Raw genomic sequence first — 22,375 nt, 5'->3', positions numbered from 1 at the left:
AAAATGTCGAGAGTACGCGTTGAGAATTTCATGGTTTCGGTGGATGGATTTGCCGCCGGGTTAAACCAGACTCTGAAAAATCCCTTTGGCGAGGGCGGCATGGAATTGCCGAAGTCTTTTCTGGCTACCAAAACGTTCAAAACCATGATTGGAAAAGATGGTGGCAGCACCGGTATTGATAATCAATTCGCCTCCACCGGCTTTGACAATATTGGCGCTTCGGTCATGGGCCGCAACATGTTCGGGCCGCAGCGCGGTGAATGGACGGATGAAAGCTGGAAAGGCTGGTGGGGGCCAAATCCGCCCTATCACACTCCGGTTTTTGTGATGACGCATTACCCAAGGCCGTCCCTCGTCATGGAGGGCGGCACGGTGTTTGAGTTTGTGTCAGATGATCTCGCTGCTGTGGTGGCAAAGGCCAAAACCGCAGCCCAGGGCAAGGATGTCAGGCTCAATGGTGGCGTTCAGACTGTTCGCAATGGTCTTCTTGCGGGCCTGGTTGATCATCTGCACTTGGCCATTTCGCCATTGGTGATGGGCAAGGGCGAAAATCTGCTGGCCGGCATTGATCTGGCCAAGCTTGGCTATTCCTGCGTTGAAACCAAAGCAGGCGAGGGCGCGCTGCATCTGGTCTATCAAAAACTGAAATAAAGGCGTCTGGACGGACGGGCTGTATGGCCTCTATGCTTGGCCGATCACATAACGGGGACAGGCCAGCATGCTCATCGCACTCATCATCATCATCGTCGTCATTGTTGCGGCGTTGCTGCTTTACGGGCTGATGCAGTCACCGTCCTTCAGCGTGGTGCGCGAGGCGGATTTCAACGCCTCGCAAGCCAAGGTGTTTGACCAGCTGAATGACTTCCGCAACTGGACCGCCTGGTCGCCGTGGGAAGGTATGGACCCCAATCTGAAACGCACGTATTCCGGCGCTGATGCGGGTGTGGGTGCGCACTATGCCTGGGTGGGCAACAAGAAGGTGGGCGAAGGTGTGATGCACATCACGCAATCAGAAAAACCCAACCGCATGCAGCTTGATCTCAATTTCATCAAGCCGTTCCAGGCTTCCAACATCACCGAGTTCACCCTGACGCCGAAGGACAAGGGCACGCATCTGAAATGGGAAATGCGTGGTACGCGCCCGTTCCTGTTTCGCGTGCTGAGCTTTGTGTTCGACATGGACAAGATCGTCGGCAAGGATTTTGAAAAGGGCTTGGCCAGTATCAAGACGATCGTGGAGAAATGATGGATCTTGAACGCTTGAAAGTGACCACGGCGCAAGCGGGCTTCACCGAGCGTGATGACCCGTTTGCGCTGTTTGCCGAATGGCTGAAGGACGCGGAGAAATCCGAGCCTAATGACGGCAATGCGATGACGCTGGCCACGGTGGATGAAGAAGGCCTGCCCAATGCGCGCATGGTTCTGCTCAAGGGCTTTGATGAACAAGGTTTCGTTTTCTACACCAATTATGAAAGCCAAAAAGGCCAGGAATTGCTGGCCACGCTGAAGGCGGCCTTGGTGTTTCATTGGAAAAGCCTGCGCCGCCAGGTGCGGGTGCGTGGGCTCGTTGAAAAGGTCACGGACGCGGAAGCTGATGCGTATTTTAATTCGCGCGCGCGCGACAGCCGCATCGGCGCCTGGGCCAGTGCGCAATCACGGCCGCTGGAAGGGCGCTTCGCACTGGAGGCATCAGTGGCCATGTACACAGCCAAATATGCCATCGGAAACGTGCCACGCCCGGCCTATTGGAGTGGCTTTCGGGTGAAGCCGCTGTCGATTGAATTCTGGCATGACCGGCCTTTTCGCCTGCATGACCGGGTGGCTTTCCGCCGCGCCGCAGTGGGCGATAGCTGGAACAAGGTGAAGCTCTATCCCTAGGGAACCAAAACGACCCTCCAGACATTGAATGTCTGTAACGCGGGCCCAGAACGGGCCTGGCGATCTCAGTTATTTGAATGGAGCTTCAGATGTTCAACTGGTTGAAGAACTGGATGCAGAAACCCGCAAAGCATGATTTTGACAAGCATGCGATGATGCGCTTTGTTTCGGAAGGTGGCCCAGACGTTGAAGAGGCCAAAAATTCCGACAAGCGCGAAGCGATCTTTATCAAAGCGCAAAAATACCACCCCAAGAAACACGCGGTGAAAAAGACTGCAACGCGAAAGCACGCCGCAGCTTAAGACTTGATCATGCGGGGCCAGTGGTGTTGAAGGATATTCCTTCACATTTCTATCTGGCCCCACATGTCGAACTCCAAACTCCGTCCTGAAACCATTGCCGCGCAGAGTGCCACCGGCATCGAGCCGCATTCCGGCGCCGTATCTCCACCCGTTTATCTAACCACGACGTATGCGCGTGATGAAAATTATCAGCCACGACTGAAAGAGAACTACCAGCGCAACGGTTCACCGAATTTGTGGGCGCTTGAAGAAACGGTGGCGCGTTTGGAGAAGGGCGCTGCTGCCTTGGCCTTCGCCTCAGGTATGGCTGCCGTGGTGGCGCTGACCGAAACCATTCCGCAAGGTGGGCATGTGGTGGCGCCCGCGGTGATGTATTACGGCGTGAGAGCCTGGCTGCAGGAACTGGACAGAAAGGGCCGCATTTCGCTCACGCTGTGTGATCCGAGCAATCTCGAAGAGCTATCCGCAGCAATTACACCGAAGACTGATCTCGTGTGGATCGAAACTCCGGTGAACCCGACTTGGGACGTGATCGACATTGCGGCCGCTGCTTCCGCCGCGCATAGAGTGGGCGCCATCCTCGCGGTGGACGCCACATCGCTGGGTGCTGTGGCCTGCAATCCGCTTACGCTGGGTGCAGATGTTATTTTCCACTCCGCCACCAAATATCTCAATGGGCACTCTGACGTTCTGGCTGGCATATTGGTCACGCGCGAAGTGAATGCGCGCTGGCAGGAAGTGCAACGCTTGCGCACGATCACCGGCTCGCCATTGCCGCCATTTGAATGCTGGCTTCTGCTGCGCGGGCTTCGCACGTTGTTTGTGCGCTACAATCAGGCCACCGGAAATGCGCTGGCCATTGCGCGGCATTTTTCCAATCATCCGAAGATCGAGCGCGTGCTGTATCCTGGCCTTGCCACGCAGAACGGCCATGCCATCGCGAAGAAGCAGATGACCGGTGGCTATGGCGGCATGATGAGCTTGCAGGTCAAATCGGATTTCAATGGCGCGCAGCGGTTTTGTACCTTGCTGAAAATCATTGCGCCAGCCACCTCGCTTGGCGGGGTGGAAAGCCTGGCCGAACATCGCAAGACGGTGGAGGGGCCGACGAGTACGTTGCCTGATAATCTCGTGCGCCTTTCGATCGGCATCGAGAATGTGAATGACCTGATCGCCGATATTGAGCAGGCGCTTTCGGGCGTTTAGCCTTTATGGGCGGCGATCAGGAATTCTCTGTTGCCGTCGCCGCCTTCCATCGGTGAAGCGGTGACGCCGAGCACGCGCCAGCCGTTGCGGCGGATGAATTCCGCCACATCGTCACAGGCCTGCTGCTGCAGATGTTCTTCGCGCACGATGCCACCCTTGCCCAGCGCGTCGCGGCCCACTTCGAATTGCGGCTTGATCAGCGCCACCAAATGAGAACCTTCCGTCGCCAGTTCAAGCGCGGGCCCCAGTGCAATGTGCAGCGGGATGAAACTCACATCGCAGACCACCAGAGACACATCATCCGGCACGTCATCACGCGTCAGGTCACGCGCATTCACGCCCTCACGCAGATCCAGCCGCTCATCCTGCAGCATCATCTGGCCGTGGCCAACTTCGATGGCGATGACCTGTGATGCGCCGCGCTCCAACAGCACTTGAGAGAAACCGCCGGTTGAAGCGCCAAGGTCCAGACAACGGCGCCCGTCCACCTCAATATTGAAATGATCAAGCGCGTGGATCAGTTTCAGCGCGGCGCGGGATACATAGTCGCGCGCCTTGTCATGCACGCGCAACTTGTCTTCTTCGGAAATGTTCTGCGAGGGCTTGCGGGCTGGGGCTTCATTGACCAGCACGGTGCCGCGCATCACAGCATCACGAGCACGGGCCCGCGAGGGATAAAGCCCGCGCACCACCAAGGCTTCATCGAGGCGGAGTTTGCTCACTCCACATCCAGCTTGGTCACGCCGGTGGGTTTGCCCTGCGGCGAGAGCGTGATCTTTTCGATACGGGCTTCTGCCTCTGCCAGTTTGGTCTGGCAATGCTTGCGCAGAGCTTCGCCGCGCTCATAGATCTTGATCGATTCTTCGAGGTCAACCTTGCCGCTTTCAAGTTTGGCCACGATGGTTTCCAGCTCGGCCAAGGCCTTTTCAAAGGTCATGCCGGTGATATCGGTGGCGTCACTCATTGTCGTCTTCCTCTTGTTCTTCCATGCCGTCCATGAAGGCGGAGCCATGCATCAGCGTTTGCAAATGCACGCCCACGCCGCCGGCGAGACCTTGCAGATCATAGCCGCCCTCCAGCACCGAAACAATTTTACCATCGCAATGCGTGTCGGCAATTTCCATCAGTTGCAAAGTGGCCCAGGCGAAATCTTCTTCCACCAGTTCGAGGCTGCCCAGCGGATCGCGCACATGCGCATCGAAACCGGCGGAGATGATCAGCAGTTCCGGCTCAAACAGGTTGAGCGCGGGCAGGATGACGCTGTTCATCGCTTCCCGAAATTCCACGCCGCCATCGCCGGCCTTTAAAGGCGCATTGAAAATATTGCCCACGCCGGTTTCGCTGCGTGAGCCGGTCCCGGGATAAAGCGGCATTTGATGGGTAGACCCGTAGAACAGATTTTCATCCGACCAGAAAATATCCTGTGTGCCATTGCCGTGATGCACATCGAAATCAATCACGGCCACGCGCTGCGCGCCGTGTTTGGCGCGCGCATGCAAGGCAGCGATGGCGGCCTGATTGAAAAAGCAAAAGCCCATAGCCCGGTTATGCTCGGCATGGTGGCCGGGCGGGCGCATGGCGACAAAGGCATTTTCGCCATCACCTTTCATCACAGCATCGACGGCAGCGCAGGCGCCGCCGACGGCGCGCAGGACGGCGGGCAAAGTGCCCGCACTCATAACGGTGTCAGAATCGAGATATTCAAAGCCCACTTCGGGTGCAGCCGCCAAGAGGCGCTGGTAATGCTCCTCGGTGTGGGCGCGGATGATCTGTTCGCCAGTGCCCAGCGGCGCTTCGCGGTGAACCAGCGGCTTGAACAGCGGCGAGGAGATCACCTGATGCACGGCGCGGATGCGGTCAATCCGCTCCGGATGGCCATCCGGCGTCTGATGGGCCAAAGACGTTGGGTGAGAATAGACAAGTGTGGGCATGGCGCTTGGCTAGCCGAATTTGGAAGCAGATGCTATAGGGCGCGGCCATGACGGATATGGAGACAGCAGCGACTATTTTGCTTGGCGGTGGCCTGGTGGCTTTCCCGACCGAGACGGTTTACGGGTTGGGGGCCGATGCCACTGATGACCGTGCCGTGGCGCGGATTTATGCGGCCAAAGGGCGGCCGCAATTCAATCCGCTGATTTCGCATGTGACCGATGTTGAGGACGCTTTTGCGTTGGCGGAATTTCCGGCGGCGGCTTTGACTTTGGCGGCGCGGTTCTGGCCGGGGCCGTTGACGCTGGTGCTGCCGCGCAAGGCGGGCTGCCCGGTCTCGTTGCTGGCTTCGGCGGGGCTGCCATCGATTGCGCTCCGCGTGCCGCAGCATCCTCTGGCGCTGGAATTGTTGCGCGCAGTAGGCCGCCCGGTGGTGGCACCTTCTGCCAATCCTTCGGGCCGCATCAGCCCAACCACTTCGCAACACGTGCGTGAGGGTTTGGGCGACAAGGTTGATTTCATTCTTGATGGTGGGCCATCTGCAGTCGGGGTCGAATCCACCGTGGTGAGCTTGCTTGATGATATGCCACGCCTGTTGCGCGCGGGCGGCCTTGCACGCGAAAAAATAGAAGATGCCCTGGGTCAAAAACTGCAAGCACCCGTGGCCGGACCCCTGCACGCGCCAGGGCAACTCGAGTCTCATTATGCGCCGCGCGCTGTCATGCGGCTCAATGCGAAAGAGTGGCGTGAGGGCGAAGCACGGTTGGGATTTGGGGCGCTTGATGCGCCGCTCAACCTGTCGCGCACGGGCGATGTGGTGGAGGCTGCAGCAAATCTTTTTGCCATGCTGCATCAATTGGATAACGCCAATTCCTCAACAATTGCCGTAGCTGCGATTCCCGAGATGGGGTTGGGGGAGGCGATCAACGATCGCTTGAAACGTGCGGCGGCACCGAGGGCATGATGGATCAAAATTTGCGTGACAGATTCATTGCCATCGTCGGTGAGAAGAACGCAATCACCGATGCCGCTGACCAGGTGCCCTACTTAAAAGAATGGCGCGATATGTGGCGCGGCACCACGCCGGTTGTGCTGCGGCCGGCGAACACTGCGGAGATTTCCGCCATTCTGAAACTGGCGCATGAAACGAATACCAGGATCGTGCCGCAATCCGGCAATACCGGACTGGTGAACGGACAGATCCCGCAGGGCGATGAAGTGCTGCTGTCGCTCAACCGGATGACGCGGGTGATCGAAGTTGATGCAGCCAATAATACGATGACAGTGGAGGCTGGCTGCATTTTGCAGAATGTGCAGAAGGCGGCGGAGGAAGTGGACCGGCTGTTCCCGCTGTCGCTGGCCTCGGAAGGTTCGGCGCGGATTGGCGGCAATCTGTCGAGCAATGCGGGCGGGTTGAACGTGTTGGCTTATGGCAACACGCGCGAGCTTTGTTTGGGGCTTGAAGTGGTGCTGGCGGATGGCCGCATCTGGGATGGTCTACGCTCGTTGCGCAAGGACAATACGGGCTATGATCTGAAGGATCTGTTCATCGGCGCTGAAGGCACGCTGGGGGTGATCACTGCTGCGGTGCTGAAACTGTTTCCGCGCCCGCGCCGTTATGACACGTGTTTCTGCGCCGTGTCCACGCCGCAGGCGGCGCTGGAGTTGCTGCATCTGGTGAAGGGCAGCAATGGGCATGTGGTGGCGTTTGAATTGCTGCCTGCAATTGGCGTGGGCTTTGCGGTTCAGCATATGCAGGCGGTCAATCCGCTCAGCACTGCTTCGCCCTGGTATGTATTGTTTGAAATTGCCGATGGATCGTCGGAGAGCGTTGAAGAGGTGCTAGACCTCTCCCTTACCAAGGGAGTGCTCACCGATGGCGCATTGGCGCAATCAGAAGCGCAACGTCAGAGCTTCTGGCATATGCGCGAGAGTCTGTCGGAGTCGCAGAAATTCGAAGGCGGCTCGATCAAGCATGATGTTTCCGTGCCGGTTTCACGCGTTCCCGATTTTCTCGAAGCGGCCATCGCAGCAGTGGCGCGTTTCATGCCGGGTGCCCGGCCTTGCCCGTTTGGGCATATGGGCGACGGCAATATTCACTTCAATGTGAGCCAGCCGGTGGGCATGGACAAGCAGGCCTTTCTTGCACAGTGGCAGGCGATGAATGAAGTGGTGTTTGCTGAAGTGCTGAAGCGCAATGGCTCAATCAGTGCCGAACATGGCATTGGGCGGCTCAAGGCGCAAGACATGCTGAAGATCAAATCGCCGGTCGAGCTCGACATGATGCGCAGCCTCAAGCAAGCCTTCGACCCCAAGAATATTCTCAATCCCGGACGCGTTCTTCCTTTAGAAAGTGAATCATGAATTTCAATTCCGACAATGTGTATGGCGTTCACCCGCAGATCATGGATGCCATTGTGGCGGCGAATGCGCGCCTCACCGATGTGTCCTATTGCCATGACGACAGCGCCAAGGAGGCTGAGGCCGCGCTTTCCAAACTGTTTGAAAAGCCGGTGCGGGCCTTCTCGGTGATGAACGGCACGGGTGCGAACAGTCTTTCACTTTCAGCTTTGTGCCCGCCATTTGGCGGCATTATCTGCCACCAAGACGCGCATATCAGCACCGATGAATGCAACTGCCCGGAGCTTTTTACCGGTGGAGCCAAGTTGCTGACGGTGCCGGGTGCCGGCAACAAGATCACGCCGGATTCGGTTTCCGCGAAGATTGCGCAATATGTGCATGGCGAGCATGGGCCGAAGCCATCGGCGCTTTCGCTGTCGCAAGCCACAGAACTGGGCCGCGTTTACACGCTGGCAGAGATCAAGGCGCTGAGTGATGTGGCCCACAAGGCGGGCCTCAAGGTACATATGGATGGCGCGCGCTTTGCCAATGCCTTGGTGTGGCTGGGCTGCACGCCGGCTGAGATGACGTGGAAGGCCGGCATTGATGTGCTGTCCTTCGGCGGCACCAAGAATGGTGCGATGATTTTGGAAAGCGTGGTGTTCTTTGATGAAGCTCTGGCAGAGGATTTTCTCTATCGCCGCAAGCGGGCCGGGCAGTTGCTCTCCAAAGGCCGTTTTCTTTCAGCACAGATGCATGCCTATCTGAAGGATGATCTGTGGCTGAAGAATGCCGGTTACGCCAATGTGCGTGCGGCGGAAGCTGCTGCTGCGCTCACTGCGGTGAGTGGCGTGCGGCTGGCCGCGCCCGTTGAAGCCAATGAAGTGTTCCCGATCATGCCGCGCCGTTTGTTCGAAGCGCTCGAAAAAGAAGGCGTGAAATTTTACGAATGGCCGCTGGACGGATTGGCAGCAGATGAATGCTGCGCGCGGCTGGTATTGTCGTTTGCCACGCCGGAGGCCGATGTGGCGAAGTTTGCCGGGTTGGTGAAGCGGCTGGGGAATTAGGGCGCCAAAAAGAGCGCCTTTTCCAGCATTACTTCTTCCAGATTGTTGCCGGGGCCCTTGCGGTCCACGATGATGAATCTTGATGGCGCAAAAACCAGCAGCGGGAAATGCCAGGTGTTACGGGCATAGTTGATGCCCTGTTTCCCCGTGGCGCGAAAGCAGCGGTATGAGTTTTCGTCCTTGGGGGCACCGCAGACCAGCACCAGCCAATCTTCATCCTGAAGCGGGTAGAACGCCTGGCTGCCCAAAGGGTGGCGTTCCATCAGGTCAATGCAGATCGGATGCGGGCGCGGCTTCACGTCGAAGAGTGAGACTTTGACGGCACCACCTTCGATCACATCAACATTGCATAGGTCATCATATCGCTCAGCAAAACCCTGGTTGATGCCGTAGTGCTTGGCACCAGCCAGTTCGATCACATCACCGAAAGCAGCGAAACCTTTGCGCGTCAGCTTTTCGATTTTCATCTGTAGCGCAGCTTCGGATGGCGGTTCACATCCTTGTAGAGCAAATAGCGGAAACGGCCGGGGCCGCCCGCGTAACAGGCTTGCGGACAGAAAGCGCGCAGCCACATGAAATCGCCGGCCTCCACTTCCACCCAGTCGCTGTTCAGCCGGTAGACCGCCTTGCCTTCCAGCACGTAAAGCCCGTGTTCCATCACATGGGTTTCCATGAACGGGATCACGCCGCCCGGTTCGAAATTGACGATGTTCACATGCATGTCGTGGCGCAAATCGGTGGGCGAGACAAAGCGCGTGGTGGACCATGCGCCTTTGGTGCCCGGCATCGAACCCGGCACCACATCATGTTCATTCAGGAAAAAAGCTTCCGGCTTGTCGATGCCTTGCACTGCTTCGTAAGCTTTGCGCACCCACATGAAGCGGATGGGGGCTTTGCTTTCATTGCTGATGGTCCAGGCCGTGCCCGCGGGGATGTAAGCGTATGAGCCGGGTTCCAATGCATGGGTCTTGCCGGCCACATTCAGCGTGCCCCTGCCTTCCATCACGAACAGCACGGCTTGCACCTCAGCGTCCGGCTCGGGGTTCTTGCTGCCGCCGCCGGGTGACACTTCCATGATATATTCGGTGAAGGTTTCGGAAAATCCGGATAGCGGGCGCGCCAGGATCCAGCAGCGGGTTTTTTCCCAGAAGGGCAATTCGCTGGTCACGATGTCCTGCATCACGCCCTTGGGGATGACGGCATAGGCTTCAGTGAAAACTGCCCGGCCGCTGAGCAGCTGGGTTTGCGGCGGCAGGCCGCCATGGGGTGCGAAATAATTTGAATCGGTCATGGAGCCTTGCGTTTCCCAAATACCCTGATTTGATTTTACGACAGGATATGGCAACCTCACCCCGCTTGGCAATTGATGGTGAGGTGGTCGCATGAAATGGATAATTGTGGCTTTGGCGCTCGGGCTTCCGCTGGCCCCGGCCTTGGCGGATGATGCGCCGGATTGTGCCAATGCGCAGAGCCAGAATGACATGACGCTGTGCGCGCAGCTTGAATATGGCAAGGCCGACAAGGCGCTGAACGCGATCTGGCCCAAGATCAAGGCGGCGGCCGAAGACAGCGACAAGGACAGCGGCAAGCATGATTATGCCGAGGCTTTGCTGGCTTCGCAGAAGGCATGGCTGGCTTACCGCGATGCGCAATGCAAATGGCTGGGCTTTGAGGGCCATGGCGGCTCGATTGAGCCGATGCTGGTGAACAATTGCCTGGCGGCGCAGACCGAGGCGCGCATCAAGGAATTGAATGATTGGGGTCTGGAATGAAAATCACGCCGGCACATTTTCTGTTGGGTCTCGCACTATTTTGGCCTGCCGGCGCGCATGCAGACGACGCTCTTAATTGTGATGAGCCTCAGACGACTGCAGACATGAACCAGTGTGCCGATATTGCCTTCGACAAAGCCGACAAAGAATTGAACGCGCTATGGCCCAAGCTGAAAGAATGGGCCGCACAAAGTGATCAGGAGAGCGGCGAGAATGATGGCTATTATGCCAAGACATTGCTGGCATCGCAGCGCGCCTGGCTGGCTTATCGTGATGCCGAATGTGTCGCGGCCGGCCTGCCCATGCATGGTGGCACCGGCGAGGGGCCCTTGATGGGCGGCTGCCGTGCCTCGCTTACTGAAGAACGTGTGAAAGACCTGAGAGGATTGTTGCCCGAATGAGCTTTGTCAAACAAATCGCCCATGCCTGCATGATGACGCATGATCTCGCCGCGTCAGAGCATTTCTATTGCGATGTGCTGGGCCTCAACAAGGCGTTTGAGTTTTCCAAGAGCGGCAAGAAGATCGGGCTTTATATCGAGGCGGGTGCCCGCACCTGGATTGAAATTTTCATTCATGCCGAAGCGCCGTTCCCTTCACTTGGCGCGATCAATCATTTCTGCCTGGAAGTGACGTCGATTGACGAGGCGATCAGCCAAATCCGCGCCAAGGGCGTTAAAATCACCGACAAGAAATATGGCGTGGATGATACCTGGCAGGCCTGGACCAAGGGCCCATCAGGCGAGCGCATCGAGCTGTTTGAATATACAGCGAAGAGCGCGCAATTCGTCGGCGGTGACCGCGTGGCGGATTGGTGAAATTCGCGGCAATTTCTAGGTTTTCATCAACGCGTCCCGTTTTGGAGTATTTGAAACGAAATGTTGTTCCGCTGGCCCAGCGGCGAAATGCGGAGAAGCGTGCTGGCTTGGCCGCGAGCCTCGTATTTCCTGATGGCCAAGCCCAGGCTCAAGGAATCGGAAGTGTTTTCGTCGGTCGTGCCGAGAATCACGTCGCCCGCCTTGATGCCCTTTTTCTCGGCTTCGCTGCCACTTGCCACTTTGATGACAACAGGTGCCGAAACGTGAGAATCAATCGAATACCTGGCGCGCAGCTGATCGGTAATGTCAGCGAATGTTATGCCCATGCTCGTAACGCTGTTGGCGAACGCATCCTCCATGGCAGATTCGGGAGAAGTCTGGCCAGTGCTGGCCGAGATTCTGTCACTGTAGATTTTTTTATAGGTTGATGCCGGCGCTGCATCTTGGCTTAGATCAGTGAGTGAGTTTTCGGAATCATCTGCCCTCGCAAACGGAGCAGGCTCGTTGGCGTTGTCTGAAATTCTGTCATTGAAGATTTTTTTAGAGTTGGATGGTGGCACGTCCGGGGTTGGGTCGTCCTCTAAGGCCATCTGATCCTCGGACGCTACCGAGCCTTCATTTTGTGATGGGACTGGTGATTTAGAGGTCAGCCCTGGCAGGTGCATCTGCTTGGCAGCCTCCTCGTCTTGCCTGAAGGCCTCTTCATCATCGTCTTCGCCTTCTTCCGATACCGCTTGGGGATATTGAGAGGAACAGGCGCCCACTGGCACCTTGTAATTGATGGCTCCTTTCGAAAGCGCTTTGCCAATCGAAAGATTGGGTGTTTCCGCTTCAACCCAAAAATTGCTTCCATTGCGGGTGTAGTATGAGGTGACATAACCACAGCCATCTTCGTGAGTTGAAATGATCTCGCAGCTTGCTCGCTCTAAGTAACGGCATTGCGTCAAGGCGCTGGTTTTGGCAGCGGCACAGCTTTCAGCCCTAGCAAAACCTCCGATAATTCCCTTGCTGGTATTGCCCACCGATAATGCAATGCAGCTTCCTGCCTCTGCCGACGAGAGGTTTAAAGTGAGAGCAATACAAATGAGGGTTAAGAGTGCGACAAAAATTTTCATTCCGTAACTCACTCATTGATCAGTTAGGTCGTCATTGCCGCAACTCACGCAAACATGGCCCAGGCTGCTCGGCAGGAGGTGATGACAGTTTCTCTCGTCTGTAATTGAGGAAAGCATGCGGCCTTTGATGTGTAAACTTCCTCCTGATCCGATTGCCGTATTTGCCCGAATTTTCAAGATTTGTGCGGAGATGTACTGAGATCAACTTGCCCCCGATCCGCCATCGCATCCTCGATAAATTGTGTGAAAACCGCGACCTTCGCAGGCAGCTTTTCAAACGGCGGATAGACGGCGCTGAGCCAGATTTCTGGGGCGGCCCAATCGCTCATGATTTCCACAAGCGTGCCGCCGTTGATGCTGTCATCCACGATGAAGCCCGGCAGCAGGGCGATGCCTTCGCCTAGGGCGGCGAGATCGGCCAGCAGGTCGCCATTGTTGCAGGAAAAGCAGAAGGCTTGCGGCGGCACGGTTTCGGTTTTCCTGGTCTTGCTCAAAACCCATGATGGCTGCTCGCCGGCGTGAGCATAGCCGAGGCAGTTGTGCGCCTTGAGATCGCCCGGCGTGTGGGGCGTGCCGCGCCTTGAGAGATAAGACGGCGCTGCCACCAACACGCGCGGCATCAGGCTCATCTTGCGCCAGATGGCGGATTGATCTTTCGGTGGGCCGGCGATGCGCAGCGCCATGTCAAATTCATCGCTCAGCAAATCTGCCAGGCTGTCATCCAGTGTGAGGGTGATATTGATCTTGTCATGCAGGATGCGGAAGCGATTGACGGCGGTGGCGAGATAGCGCTGGCCGAAAGACAAGGGCGCTGAAATGCGCAAGTGCCCGGCCAACTGGTTCTGCTCGGCGCGTACCAGTTCATCGGCATCGCGCAAATTTTTGAGCACGTCCTCCACCTTGTCGAGATAGAGGCGGCCTGCGGTGGTGAGAGCCACCTTGCGTGTGGTGCGCACCAGAAGCTGGACGCTGAGATCACGTTCCAACTCCGCCACTAACCGGGTGATGCCGGGCGGTGAGAGGTTCAGCGCGCGGGCAGCGGCGGAGAAGTTTTCGCGCCGGGCTACTTCGGCAAAGGCTTGTATACGTTCAATTTTCCCGATCATGGCTGGGTCATTATTTCAAATTTAGAAATAGATTATGCATTTTATTCCGGATTGTGGAAAGGCATTTTCGCGCCCATCTTCTGCTCAACAGAAAGCGAGGATCATCATGATCAATGCCATCAAGGGTCTGCATCACGTCACTTCATTTGCCGGGGATGCGCAAAACAACAATCACTTCTTCACAAAAACGCTTGGCCTGCGCCGGGTGAAGAAGACGGTGAATTTCGACGCGCCGGATGTCTATCATCTCTATTACGGCGACGAGCAGGGCACACCCGGCTCGGTGATGACGTATTTTCCATTCCCCAATATTGGCCGCGCCACGCCGGGCGTGGGCGAGGTCGGCCGCACGTTGTTCTCGGTGCCCAAGGGCTCGCTGGGCTACTGGGAGGAGCGTTTGACCGCACACAAGGTGGGCGGGCTTTCGAAAGATGAGAGCTTCGGCGCCAAGCAGCTGCACTTCACCGGTGTTGATGGTGACAGTTTCGCTTTGGTGGAAACCGAAGGCGACAAGCGTGCACCATGGACGCAAGGCGGTGTTGATGGCGATCATGCCATTCGTGGGTTTCATTCCACCAGCCTGCGGCTGCGCGATGAAGGTGCCACTGCCGAACTGCTGAAGTTCATGGGGTACACGGCTCAGGAAAAGCGTGGCGATGTGCATCGCTTTGTGATGGAGGGCGGCAATGGTGCCGATGTGATTGACCTGCAGACGCTGCCGGGCGCAGCGATGGCGCGTGCCGGTTCAGGCACGGTGCATCATGTGGCTTTTGCGGTGGAGAACCGCGCCAAGCAGCTCGAAGTGCGCAAGGCGCTGATGGACACCGGCTATCAGGTGACGCCGGTGATTGACCGCGATTATTTTTGGGCGATTTACTTTCGCACGCCGGGTGGCGTGCTGTTCGAAGTCTCCACCAATGAGCCGGGCTTTGCGCGCGATGAAGAGCTGGCACATCTGGGTGAAGGCTTGCGCCTGCCCAAGCAGCATGAACACTTACGCGCCATGCTGGACAAGTCGCTGCAGCCGATCATTGATGCAGCGTGAGCGCCATGACCTACACATTCAATGAGACGCCGGGTTCGCCCGGCGCTCCACTTATTTTTACGTTTCATGGCACCGGCGGCAACGAGAACCAGTTTCATGGCCTGGCGCAGGAGTTGATGCCGCAAGCCCATGTGATCAGCCCGCGCGGCGACGTTTCGGAGCAGGGCATGCTGCGTTATTTCCGCCGCAAGGCGGAAGGCGTCTATGACATGGAAGATCTGGCGCAGCGCACCAGTGCGATGGCGGATTTTGTCGCTGCGCATAAGGGCGATGCACCCCGGGTGATCGGGCTTGGCTATTCGAACGGAGCCAACATTCTGGCTTCGGTAGTGATGGCGCGGCCTCAATTATTCAGCGATGTGATCCTGATGCATCCGCTGATCCCCTGGCAGCCAGCGCCGGTTGATCTGAAGGGAACCCGTGTGCTGATTACGGCGGGGAAGCACGATCCGATCTGTCCGGCGCCGATGACGCAGACTCTGGCTGATTGGTTCAAGGCGCAAGGTGTTGAGGCAGAATTGCATTGGCACCAGGGCGGGCATGAACTCCGCAATGAAGAACTGGCGGCGGTGCAGGATTTTCTGCGCTGATTTGCAGTCCAGCATTTAATCATGTATATGCATGTTAAATGCTGGACCTCGCCTATATCCCTGAGAATTGTTTCGGCTTTCGCGCGCGCTCTACGGCGCGGGCGATTACGCGGGTGCTTGATGCGCGCATGCAGAAAGTGGGCCTGCGGATCAGCCAGTTCTCCGTGCTGGTGGCGTTGAACCAGAGCAAGGATGCCTCGGTGGCCACGCTGTCGCGGTCGCTGGATATTGAGGCCTCGGCTCTCACCCGCAATCTTGCCGTACTCAAGAAGAACAAGTGGGTTGAAAGCGACAATGCGCGCGGGCGCGGCGGGCAGAGCGTGAAGCTCACTCCGGCTGGTGCTGCGGTGCTGAAGCGCGCTGTCAAAATCTGGCACCAAACTCAAGCCGAATTCGAAGCCGCATTGGGCGCTGATGCAGATCGGGCGCGCAATATTCTGCGCAAGATCGAACGCGTGGCGCAGAGCAAATTGAAGGAGACACTCTAAATGAGCAGAACCAAAGTTGTCGTTACCGGCATGGGCATCGTTTCACCGCTGGGCGTTGGGGTGGACAAGGTGTGGGCGCGTTTGCTGGCCGGACGTTCCGGCCTGCGCCGTTTGCCGGAAGAGATCGTGCCTGATCTCGCTGCCAAGGTGGGCGGCGTGGTGCCTTCGATTGCGGAAGATGCCGAAGCCGGTTTCGATATCGACAAGGCCATCATTGTCAAAGACCAGAAGAAGATGGACCGTTTCATCGCCTTCGCCATCCAGGCGGCCAGCGAAGCCATCGCACAGGCGGGATGGAAGCCAGAAACCGAAGACCAGCGCACGCGTACTGCCACCGTGATTGCCTCCGGTATCGGTGGCTTTGTCACCATCCGCCATGCCATCGAAACAGTGAACACTTCCGGCGTGCGCCGCCTGTCGCCTTTCACCGTGCCGGCCTTTCTGGCCAACCTCGCTTCGGGCTGGGTTTCCATCCTGCATGGTTTCCGCGGGCCCATGGGTGCGCCGGTTACGGCCTGCGCCGCCAGCGTTCAGGCGATTGGCGATGCGGCGCGGATGATCCGCGCGGGTGAAGCCGACGTGGCAATCTGCGGCGGGGCAGAAGCCTGCATTGACCGCGTGTCGCTCGGCTCCTTTGCCGCCGCACGCGCGCTCTCTACTGGTTTCACCGATCATCCCGAACAGGCTTCGCGGCCGTTTGATTCCGCGCGTGATGGTTTTGTGATGGGCGAGGGTGCTGGCATATTGGTGATCGAATCCGAAGCGCATGCCAAGGCGCGCGGTGCCACGATCATTGCCGAGGTTTCGGGCTATGGCACCACCGCCGATGCCTATCATCTTACCGCCGGGCCGGAGGATGGCGAAGGCGCGCGGCGTGCAATGGAAATTGCATTGCGAGACGCGAAGCTTTCGCCCGCCGATATCGGTCATATCAATGCGCATTCCACCTCAACGCCAGTGGGCGACAAGGGCGAGCTGATGGCGATCAAGCGGTTGTTCGGCATGAGCGCTGATGTGGCGATCAGCGCCACCAAATCCGCCACGGGTCATCTGCTCGGTGCGGCGGGTGGTGTGGAAGCGATCTTCGCCATCATGTCTTTGATCAAAGGTGTGATGCCGCCGACATTGAACCTCACCAATCCAGACCCGCTGGCGGAAGGGTTGAAACTGGTCGGCCCCAAGGCTGAGAGCAAAACTTTCCAGCATGTTTTGTCCAACGGTTTCGGCTTTGGCGGTGTGAATGCGAGTGTGATATTCTCCAAGCCGGTTTGAAACGCAGGGCGCGGGATGAGTATTTCGAAAGACAAGATTGCCGAAGCTTACAAGGCCATCCGCCCGCATATCCGCCGCACGCCTATCACTTCCGTGAAGGGTGCGGATTTCGCGCTTGCCGTGCCAGAGATCATCTTCAAGCACGAATACATGCAGGTGTCGGGCTCTTTCAAGGCGCGCGGAGCTTTCACCAACATGCTCACGCGGCCCGTGCCGGCGGCTGGTGTGGTTGCGGCATCAGGTGGCAATCATGGTGCTGCGGTGGCCTATGCGGCGCGGGCTGCGGGGCACAAAGCCAGCATTTTTGTTCCTGAAGTCACTTCGCCAGCCAAGGCTGATGCCATACGGTCCTATGGTGCGGATCTGGTGATCGGTGGGGCGCGCTACGCCGATGCGCTGGCCGCCAGCCAGGCGCATGTGGCGAAAACCGGTGCCATGCCGATCCACGCTTTCGAGCAGGTGGAGACGATGATGGGGCAGGGCACAGTCGGGCTCGAGCTGGAGGAAGATGCGCCGGAGGTTGATACGTTGCTGGTTGCGGTGGGCGGCGGTGGATTGATCGGCGGCATTGCGGCCTGGTTTGAAAATCGCGTGAAGGTGGTGGCGGTGGAGCCGGAAGGATCACCCACGCTGCATATGGCGCTCGCGGCGGGCCGGCCCGTCGATGCACCCACTGACGGCATTGCATCAGATTCACTTTCACCCAAACAGGTAGGCGCTTTGATGTTCCCGGTGGCGCAGCGATACATCACACAAAGCTTGCTGGTTTCGGATGATGATATTCGCGCGGCTCAAGCGGCCTTGTGGCGGGAGATGCGCGTGGTGGCGGAACCGGGCGGAGCTTGTGCATTTGCCGCGCTGCTGTCGGGCAAATACCAGCCATCGCCGGGTGAACGCGTGGCGGTTTTGCTGTGCGGCGCCAACACCACGGCCGTGAGTTTCACTTGAAAAACAAAAGCCGCACTCTTTCCTTGGCCCGAAAGAATGCGGCGCTTAGTGATGTGCGGCTTTTGTAGACGTTTTAGATGGCTTGCAGCTGGTCGGCGGCAGATTTGCCGGTGCGCTTGTCGGCTACGATTTCGTAGCTGACTTTCTGGCCTTCATTGAGGCCGCGCAGACCAGCTTTTTCAACAGCGCTGATGTGGACGAACACGTCCGGACCACCTGCTTCAGGCTGAATGAAGCCGTAGCCTTTTTGCGTGTTGAACCACTTAACGGTGCCTTTTTGCATAGACTTTCCTTCTCAAGACAATGTTGTTCCAGTTTTTCGCAGACACGACAAACCGGGCATCGAATCTGGAAGGGAGAAGCAATGGCGCTTGTGTTTCAAGAGCAGAGCTAGAGCGCCAACCAGGGAAACTCGACCGCAGCATTATAGACAGGTTGTCGCACCCTGACAAGCCACTATTGATTAAACGGCGCTCCGGAGCATTTTGCGACATTTGGGAAGCGGGCGGGCAAATGCCCAAAAGGCGACCGGATGAGGACCCTCACCGTCCCGGTTCATCGTAACGCCTTGTCGCTCACAGATAGAGCTGAGACGGATTTTGTTGTGGCACTGAAACGCAAATGTTTATGGTGCGCGCCAACAAGATTCCCAAACCCCAGCGCCGAGGAAGCAATGACCGTTAAATCCGATATCGAAATCGCACGCGAAGCCAAGATGAAGCCGATCATGGAAATCGGCAAGAAGCTGGGCATTCCGGAGGCGGACCTGGTTCCTTACGGCCACACCAAAGCCAAGGTGACACTCAGCTATATCGACACGCTGGCCAAGAAGCCGGACGGCAAGCTGATCCTCGTCACCGCCATCAACCCAACCCCTGCCGGTGAAGGCAAGACCACCACGACCGTGGGTCTGGGTGACGGCCTCAACAAGATCGGCAAGAAGGCCATCGTCGCATTGCGCGAACCATCACTCGGCCCGTGCTTCGGCATGAAGGGTGGTGCGGCTGGCGGCGGTTATGCCCAGATCGTTCCGATGGAAGACATCAACCTGCACTTTACCGGTGACTTCCACGCCATCACCTCAGCTCACAACCTGCTGTCGGCGATGATCGACAACCACATCTATTGGGGCAATGAGCTCGGCATCGACACCCGCCGCGTGGCCTGGCGCCGTGTGATGGACATGAATGACCGTGCGCTGCGCGAAATCGTCTGCTCGCTGGGCGGCGTGGCCAACGGCTATCCACGCGAAGCTGGTTTCGACATCACGGTGGCTTCGGAAATCATGGCCATCCTGTGCCTCGCCACTTCAATTGCCGACCTTGAGCGCCGCATCGGCCAGATCGTCGTCGCCTACAAGAAGGACAAGACCCCGGTTCTCGCCAAGGATATCAAAGCCGCTGGCGCCATGGTGGTTCTGCTGAAGGACGCGCTGCAGCCGAACCTGGTTCAGACGCTGGAAAACAATCCGGCCTTTGTGCATGGCGGTCCGTTCGCCAACATCGCCCATGGCTGCAACTCGGTCATGGCCACGCAGACGGCATTGAAGCTGGCTGATTACGTCGTTACCGAAGCAGGTTTCGGCGCTGACCTTGGCGCTGAAAAGTTCTTCGACATCAAGTGCCGCAAGGCCAACCTCACCCCGGCTGCTGCCGTGATCGTCGCCACCGTGCGCGCCCTCAAGATGCATGGCGGTGTGGCCAAGGAAGATCTGAAGAAGGAAAATGTGGAAGCGCTCAAGAAGGGCTGCGCCAATCTGGGCCGTCACCTTGAGAACATGAAGAAGTTCGGTGTGCCGATTGCTGTCGCCATCAACCACTTCATCGCCGACACCGATGCCGAGATCGAAGTGATCAAGGCCTTCGCCAAGGAACACGGCGTGGAAGCCTTCAAGTGCACCCATTGGGCCGAAGGCTCCAAGGGTACGGAAGCTTTGGCCAAGCATGTGGTCACGCTGGCCGAGAAGGGCTCGCAGTTCAAGCCGATCTATGGCGAAGAGCTCTCGCTGTTCGACAAGGTGAAGACCATTGCCCGCGAAATCTACCGCGCCGATGACGTCATCGCCGACAAGAGCGTGCGCGACCAGCTCAAGACCTGGGAAGCCGCCGGTTACGGCAAGTTCCCGATCTGCATGGCCAAGACGCAATATTCATTCTCGACCGACCCGAACCTCAAGGGTGCACCCACCAACCACACGATCCCAATCCGCGAAGTGCGCCTCTCGGCGGGTGCGGAATTCATCGTGGTTGTCTGCGGTGAGATCATGACCATGCCAGGCCTGCCCAAGGTGCCATCAGCCGAAGTGATCGGCCTCGGCAAGGGCGGCCAGATCGAAGGCTTGTTCTAAGCAATTTTTCCCTCGTTCCCGGCTCAGCCGGGAGCGAGGGATTTCATTGCTTTTTGACCAATATTTTCTGGATTCCATCGACTACTTTGCATGACTGCCCACTGACGGCTGTCATCAACCGGCAGCTTGAAATTGCAACGGGTCCAGAAAGATCGGAATCGAAATAGAGCATGGCCGTTCCTGTGCCGGCGTTGCCTCCGGGCGCGAATGGCTTGATGTTGCTGATCGTGTCTGGATAAAGCTTCTGGATCCGGTCCCAGATTTCCAGGGCCCGTGCCCGGTCGGCGAAGGGGCCAAATTCGAGAGCGAAGCGGCCATCTGGCGCCAGATGCAAAGCCAGGCTTTCCAGTCTCTGCCGGGCTATTGCTGTCCAGGGGGCATCATCAGAGCCGGCGGCTAGAGATTTGATAACGGCCTCGTCTGGCATATCGCTGTTCAGCACGGCGGCAGCGTCTTCGGCCGCCTTGACGCGCGGCGTCATCGCATCCTTGACATCACCTTGCAGCCCCGCGTTCTCGAAGGTTTTGAGCGTGTCTGTCACCAGCTTTGCGAGATCTGGACCGGCGGAGGATTTCGCCTGGTCTTCCAAATTGTCGATGATGCCCAACAATTGCGGATTCTTGTCTGACGTCAGGTGATGTGAAACATAGTCCTTTGCAAATCCTGACATGGACGCGAGCTTGGCTCGGTTGATCATCAGCTCTGTGGTGGCGAGATCTATTTTATGGGCTTCGACAGAAACGGTGAAGCTGGAGAAGGTTTTGTTGACGGATGTAAGCTGCGCCAGAGTCGCTGTCTTGGCTTGAACGTCCTCCGTTTTACCATCTGCCAGAGCCGCTTTCAGTTCGCTCACGGCACGGGCGATAGCAACGGGATCGGCAAATTCATGGCCACCGCTGGAGAATTGCTCAATCTGGCTGAGCAACTGAGTGGCACCATTTGTCACGGCTTCAGGCACCGGGTTTTCCCGCAGGCCCAGCAGGCGCCGGCAATCGCCCAGAGTGAAATTCCGCCGATGCGCCTCGCGCGCGGCGTCAGAGTCAGTTCCCTTGAAGGCCAGGCGCGCATCATCAAGCCCTGCATCACAGACACCCCGTGGCGGGTAGTTTTCATAGGTATTGACGGCACGTTCGCGCCCCGCAAGCACCCGGCAATCACCCAAGGTCAGTCCGCGCCGTTTGGCTTCGGCTGCCGCATAAATTCTTTCAGTATTCCAGGAATCAAGTTTTGATGATGTTGCACTGATACAAAGTGCGAAGGAGTTTGCCGTTTTAATCCGTTCCAGCTCGCCGCTTATCTGTTCAATCATTTCCTGGTTGCGAGCGCGGAAATCGCAGTCCGGCGCTTGGCAGTGTCCCGGATCCTTGAACAGCGCCACGGCTTTTTTCAGATAATCCAGAGCCCCTTGATAATCGCCTCTGTCGTACATCTGCCGACCGATATTGCTGATCGCCCATGCCTGCTTTGGATAGGCTTTGATGGCAAGATCATAGTATTGCCGTGCCAGGGCAGCATTGCCCTGTTTGGCGTAGATCACGCCAAGCATGTTGTAATCCGAGCCCAGATCGCGACCCTTTTCCTTGCGGTTGTTTATCAACCACCCACATGCTTCTATGGCACCTTCATTGCCATCAAAGCATGTCTTGATATTGGAGACCCATTCTGAGGGGCTATTCAGAGTTTGGATAATGACACAATCATTCCGCGCACAAGCCTTGAGGGCACTTGCACGGGAATCATCCTGATGAAGGGCGTTGTTGTTATATCCGCAACGGCCACCACGCTGAGACCAAGCAAAAGATCCGTATCCGCCTTGCTTCTGCCATTTCAAATACATGGTTTTGCATTCGCCGGTGGGTGGCGAAGCCAGAGCATCGCGTGGTCCCCATAGGCTGCCAATGATAAGTCCGACAACCAAGACAATCAGTCCGGCCAAAAGGCGGCGGGCATATTGGTACCGTGCGAGGCTAAAGACCAAAGCTGACATTTTGATATCCCCCAACCGCAGTCGACCTTGATACAACCCCAAATCTGAGTCAAACGCTGGCAATTCGCCACTTTGCTGCAGTTGCGCGGTTGGGGTTCGGTGAAATTGAATGCTGCGTTGCGGCCATTGTCACCGAAATGACGGAATTGACCGAAAAAGCGGTTAC

26 protein-coding genes are annotated in these 22,375 nt (G+C 57.5%); 17 read left to right on the top strand and 9 right to left on the bottom strand.

Annotated elements, in window-relative coordinates; all coding sequences use genetic code 11:
• Nucleotides 1-3: 3 nt before the first annotated feature.
• From F8B91_RS12230 to F8B91_RS12210, 5 genes are all read left to right on the top strand, one after another.
• Nucleotides 4-651, top strand: a complete 648-nt coding sequence (locus F8B91_RS12230; RefSeq protein ID WP_196504110.1) for a dihydrofolate reductase family protein — start codon at nucleotides 4-6, stop codon at nucleotides 649-651.
• A 67-nt stretch (nucleotides 652-718) separates the two neighbouring features.
• Nucleotides 719-1,246 carry an SRPBCC family protein gene (locus F8B91_RS12225; protein ID WP_196504109.1) on the top strand — a complete coding sequence of 176 codons (528 nt, stop codon included), beginning with the start codon at nucleotides 719-721 and terminating at the stop codon, nucleotides 1,244-1,246.
• Complete coding sequence (gene pdxH, locus F8B91_RS12220) at nucleotides 1,246-1,878, top strand: pyridoxamine 5'-phosphate oxidase (RefSeq protein ID WP_196504974.1); 633 nt, start codon at nucleotides 1,246-1,248, stop codon at nucleotides 1,876-1,878. Before F8B91_RS12225 ends, pdxH begins: the two co-directional genes overlap by 1 nt.
• A gap of 89 nt (nucleotides 1,879-1,967) precedes the next feature.
• Complete coding sequence (locus F8B91_RS12215) at nucleotides 1,968-2,180, top strand: hypothetical protein (RefSeq protein ID WP_196504108.1); 213 nt, start codon at nucleotides 1,968-1,970, stop codon at nucleotides 2,178-2,180.
• 63 nt (nucleotides 2,181-2,243) lie between these two features.
• Complete coding sequence (locus F8B91_RS12210) at nucleotides 2,244-3,386, top strand: trans-sulfuration enzyme family protein (protein ID WP_196504107.1); 1,143 nt, start codon at nucleotides 2,244-2,246, stop codon at nucleotides 3,384-3,386.
• Here the strand turns inward: F8B91_RS12210 and F8B91_RS12205 are convergent.
• From F8B91_RS12205 to F8B91_RS12195, 3 genes are read right to left on the bottom strand one after another with little or no spacing between them, the layout of a single operon-like run.
• Nucleotides 3,383-4,108 (bottom strand): TlyA family rRNA (cytidine-2'-O)-methyltransferase, encoded by a 726-nt coding sequence (locus tag F8B91_RS12205; protein ID WP_196504106.1) that lies wholly within the window; start codon nucleotides 4,106-4,108, stop codon nucleotides 3,383-3,385. The genes F8B91_RS12210 and F8B91_RS12205 overlap by 4 nt on opposite strands.
• A complete protein-coding gene (locus F8B91_RS12200; RefSeq protein ID WP_196504105.1) occupies nucleotides 4,105-4,350 on the bottom strand; it encodes an exodeoxyribonuclease VII small subunit in 246 nt (81 codons plus the stop codon). Before F8B91_RS12200 ends, F8B91_RS12205 begins: the two co-directional genes overlap by 4 nt.
• A complete protein-coding gene (locus tag F8B91_RS12195) occupies nucleotides 4,343-5,317 on the bottom strand; it encodes a histone deacetylase family protein (RefSeq protein ID WP_196504104.1) in 975 nt (324 codons plus the stop codon). The genes F8B91_RS12200 and F8B91_RS12195 overlap by 8 nt, the downstream gene beginning before the upstream one ends.
• A gap of 47 nt (nucleotides 5,318-5,364) precedes the next feature.
• On the opposite strand from F8B91_RS12195, the gene F8B91_RS12190 reads away from it, so the two are divergent.
• From F8B91_RS12190 to F8B91_RS12180, 3 genes are read left to right on the top strand one after another with little or no spacing between them, the layout of a single operon-like run.
• Complete coding sequence (locus tag F8B91_RS12190; RefSeq protein ID WP_196504103.1) at nucleotides 5,365-6,279, top strand: L-threonylcarbamoyladenylate synthase; 915 nt, start codon at nucleotides 5,365-5,367, stop codon at nucleotides 6,277-6,279.
• Nucleotides 6,276-7,679, top strand: a complete 1,404-nt coding sequence (locus tag F8B91_RS12185) for an FAD-binding oxidoreductase (RefSeq protein ID WP_196504102.1) — start codon at nucleotides 6,276-6,278, stop codon at nucleotides 7,677-7,679. The genes F8B91_RS12190 and F8B91_RS12185 overlap by 4 nt, the downstream gene beginning before the upstream one ends.
• The gene (locus tag F8B91_RS12180) at nucleotides 7,676-8,722 is read left to right on the top strand and encodes a threonine aldolase family protein (RefSeq protein ID WP_196504101.1); all 1,047 of its coding nucleotides are present in this window, start codon (nucleotides 7,676-7,678) and stop codon (nucleotides 8,720-8,722) included. The genes F8B91_RS12185 and F8B91_RS12180 overlap by 4 nt, the downstream gene beginning before the upstream one ends.
• Here F8B91_RS12180 and F8B91_RS12175 read toward each other — a convergent pair.
• Nucleotides 8,719-9,189: an ureidoglycolate lyase gene (locus F8B91_RS12175; RefSeq protein ID WP_196504100.1), complete on the bottom strand. Its 471-nt coding sequence runs from the start codon at nucleotides 9,187-9,189 to the stop codon at nucleotides 8,719-8,721. The genes F8B91_RS12180 and F8B91_RS12175 overlap by 4 nt on opposite strands.
• A complete protein-coding gene (locus tag F8B91_RS12170; RefSeq protein WP_196504099.1) occupies nucleotides 9,186-10,013 on the bottom strand; it encodes a bifunctional allantoicase/(S)-ureidoglycine aminohydrolase in 828 nt (275 codons plus the stop codon). Before F8B91_RS12170 ends, F8B91_RS12175 begins: the two co-directional genes overlap by 4 nt.
• Nucleotides 10,014-10,104: 91 nt before the next feature.
• Here F8B91_RS12170 and F8B91_RS12165 point away from each other — a divergent pair, with 91 nt between their 5' ends.
• The 3 genes from F8B91_RS12165 to F8B91_RS12155 are packed head-to-tail and all read left to right on the top strand — an operon-like array spanning nucleotide 10,105 to nucleotide 11,311.
• On the top strand, nucleotides 10,105-10,494 hold the full coding sequence (locus F8B91_RS12165; protein WP_196504098.1) for a lysozyme inhibitor LprI family protein: 390 nt from the start codon (nucleotides 10,105-10,107) through the stop codon (nucleotides 10,492-10,494).
• Nucleotides 10,491-10,895, top strand: a complete 405-nt coding sequence (locus F8B91_RS12160) for a lysozyme inhibitor LprI family protein (RefSeq protein ID WP_196504097.1) — start codon at nucleotides 10,491-10,493, stop codon at nucleotides 10,893-10,895. Before F8B91_RS12165 ends, F8B91_RS12160 begins: the two co-directional genes overlap by 4 nt.
• Nucleotides 10,892-11,311 carry a VOC family protein gene (locus F8B91_RS12155; RefSeq protein ID WP_196504096.1) on the top strand — a complete coding sequence of 140 codons (420 nt, stop codon included), beginning with the start codon at nucleotides 10,892-10,894 and terminating at the stop codon, nucleotides 11,309-11,311. The genes F8B91_RS12160 and F8B91_RS12155 overlap by 4 nt, the downstream gene beginning before the upstream one ends.
• A 26-nt stretch (nucleotides 11,312-11,337) precedes the next feature.
• On the opposite strand, the gene F8B91_RS12150 is transcribed toward F8B91_RS12155, so the two are convergent.
• The gene (locus tag F8B91_RS12150; protein ID WP_196504095.1) at nucleotides 11,338-12,426 is read right to left on the bottom strand and encodes a PDZ domain-containing protein; all 1,089 of its coding nucleotides are present in this window, start codon (nucleotides 12,424-12,426) and stop codon (nucleotides 11,338-11,340) included.
• A gap of 173 nt (nucleotides 12,427-12,599) precedes the next feature.
• Nucleotides 12,600-13,532: a LysR family transcriptional regulator gene (locus F8B91_RS12145; RefSeq protein WP_196504094.1), complete on the bottom strand. Its 933-nt coding sequence runs from the start codon at nucleotides 13,530-13,532 to the stop codon at nucleotides 12,600-12,602.
• A 106-nt stretch (nucleotides 13,533-13,638) separates the two neighbouring features.
• On the opposite strand from F8B91_RS12145, the gene F8B91_RS12140 reads away from it, so the two are divergent.
• From F8B91_RS12140 to F8B91_RS12120, 5 genes are read left to right on the top strand one after another with little or no spacing between them, the layout of a single operon-like run.
• Complete coding sequence (locus F8B91_RS12140) at nucleotides 13,639-14,577, top strand: VOC family protein (RefSeq protein WP_196504093.1); 939 nt, start codon at nucleotides 13,639-13,641, stop codon at nucleotides 14,575-14,577.
• Nucleotides 14,578-14,582: 5 nt separating this feature from the next.
• A complete protein-coding gene (locus tag F8B91_RS12135) occupies nucleotides 14,583-15,167 on the top strand; it encodes an alpha/beta hydrolase (protein WP_196504973.1) in 585 nt (194 codons plus the stop codon).
• Between the two features lie 38 nt (nucleotides 15,168-15,205).
• The gene (locus tag F8B91_RS12130) at nucleotides 15,206-15,655 is read left to right on the top strand and encodes a MarR family winged helix-turn-helix transcriptional regulator (RefSeq protein ID WP_196504092.1); all 450 of its coding nucleotides are present in this window, start codon (nucleotides 15,206-15,208) and stop codon (nucleotides 15,653-15,655) included.
• Nucleotides 15,656-16,927 (top strand): beta-ketoacyl-ACP synthase II, encoded by a 1,272-nt coding sequence (fabF, locus tag F8B91_RS12125; protein ID WP_196504091.1) that lies wholly within the window; start codon nucleotides 15,656-15,658, stop codon nucleotides 16,925-16,927.
• Between the two features lie 15 nt (nucleotides 16,928-16,942).
• The gene (locus F8B91_RS12120) at nucleotides 16,943-17,875 is read left to right on the top strand and encodes a threonine/serine dehydratase (protein WP_196504090.1); all 933 of its coding nucleotides are present in this window, start codon (nucleotides 16,943-16,945) and stop codon (nucleotides 17,873-17,875) included.
• Nucleotides 17,876-17,948: 73 nt separating this feature from the next.
• Here the strand turns inward: F8B91_RS12120 and F8B91_RS12115 are convergent, their stop codons facing one another.
• Entirely contained in the window at nucleotides 17,949-18,158 is a 210-nt protein-coding gene (locus F8B91_RS12115) for a cold-shock protein (RefSeq protein ID WP_196504089.1), read from the bottom strand.
• Nucleotides 18,159-18,548: 390 nt separating this feature from the next.
• Between F8B91_RS12115 and F8B91_RS12110 the strand changes: the two genes are divergently transcribed.
• Nucleotides 18,549-20,222, top strand: a complete 1,674-nt coding sequence (locus tag F8B91_RS12110; RefSeq protein ID WP_196504088.1) for a formate--tetrahydrofolate ligase — start codon at nucleotides 18,549-18,551, stop codon at nucleotides 20,220-20,222.
• A 43-nt stretch (nucleotides 20,223-20,265) separates the two neighbouring features.
• Here the strand turns inward: F8B91_RS12110 and F8B91_RS12105 are convergent, their stop codons facing one another.
• Nucleotides 20,266-22,209 carry a tetratricopeptide repeat protein gene (locus F8B91_RS12105; RefSeq protein ID WP_196504087.1) on the bottom strand — a complete coding sequence of 648 codons (1,944 nt, stop codon included), beginning with the start codon at nucleotides 22,207-22,209 and terminating at the stop codon, nucleotides 20,266-20,268.
• Between the last annotated feature and the right edge of the window lie 166 nt (nucleotides 22,210-22,375).

The organism is Aestuariivirga litoralis, from assembly GCF_015714715.1.
In the GTDB taxonomy this organism is placed as follows: Bacteria; Pseudomonadota; Alphaproteobacteria; order Rhizobiales; family Aestuariivirgaceae; genus Aestuariivirga; species Aestuariivirga litoralis_A.
Note: the sequence above shows the minus strand (reverse complement) of the source record. Positions and strands in the feature narration are given on the sequence as shown.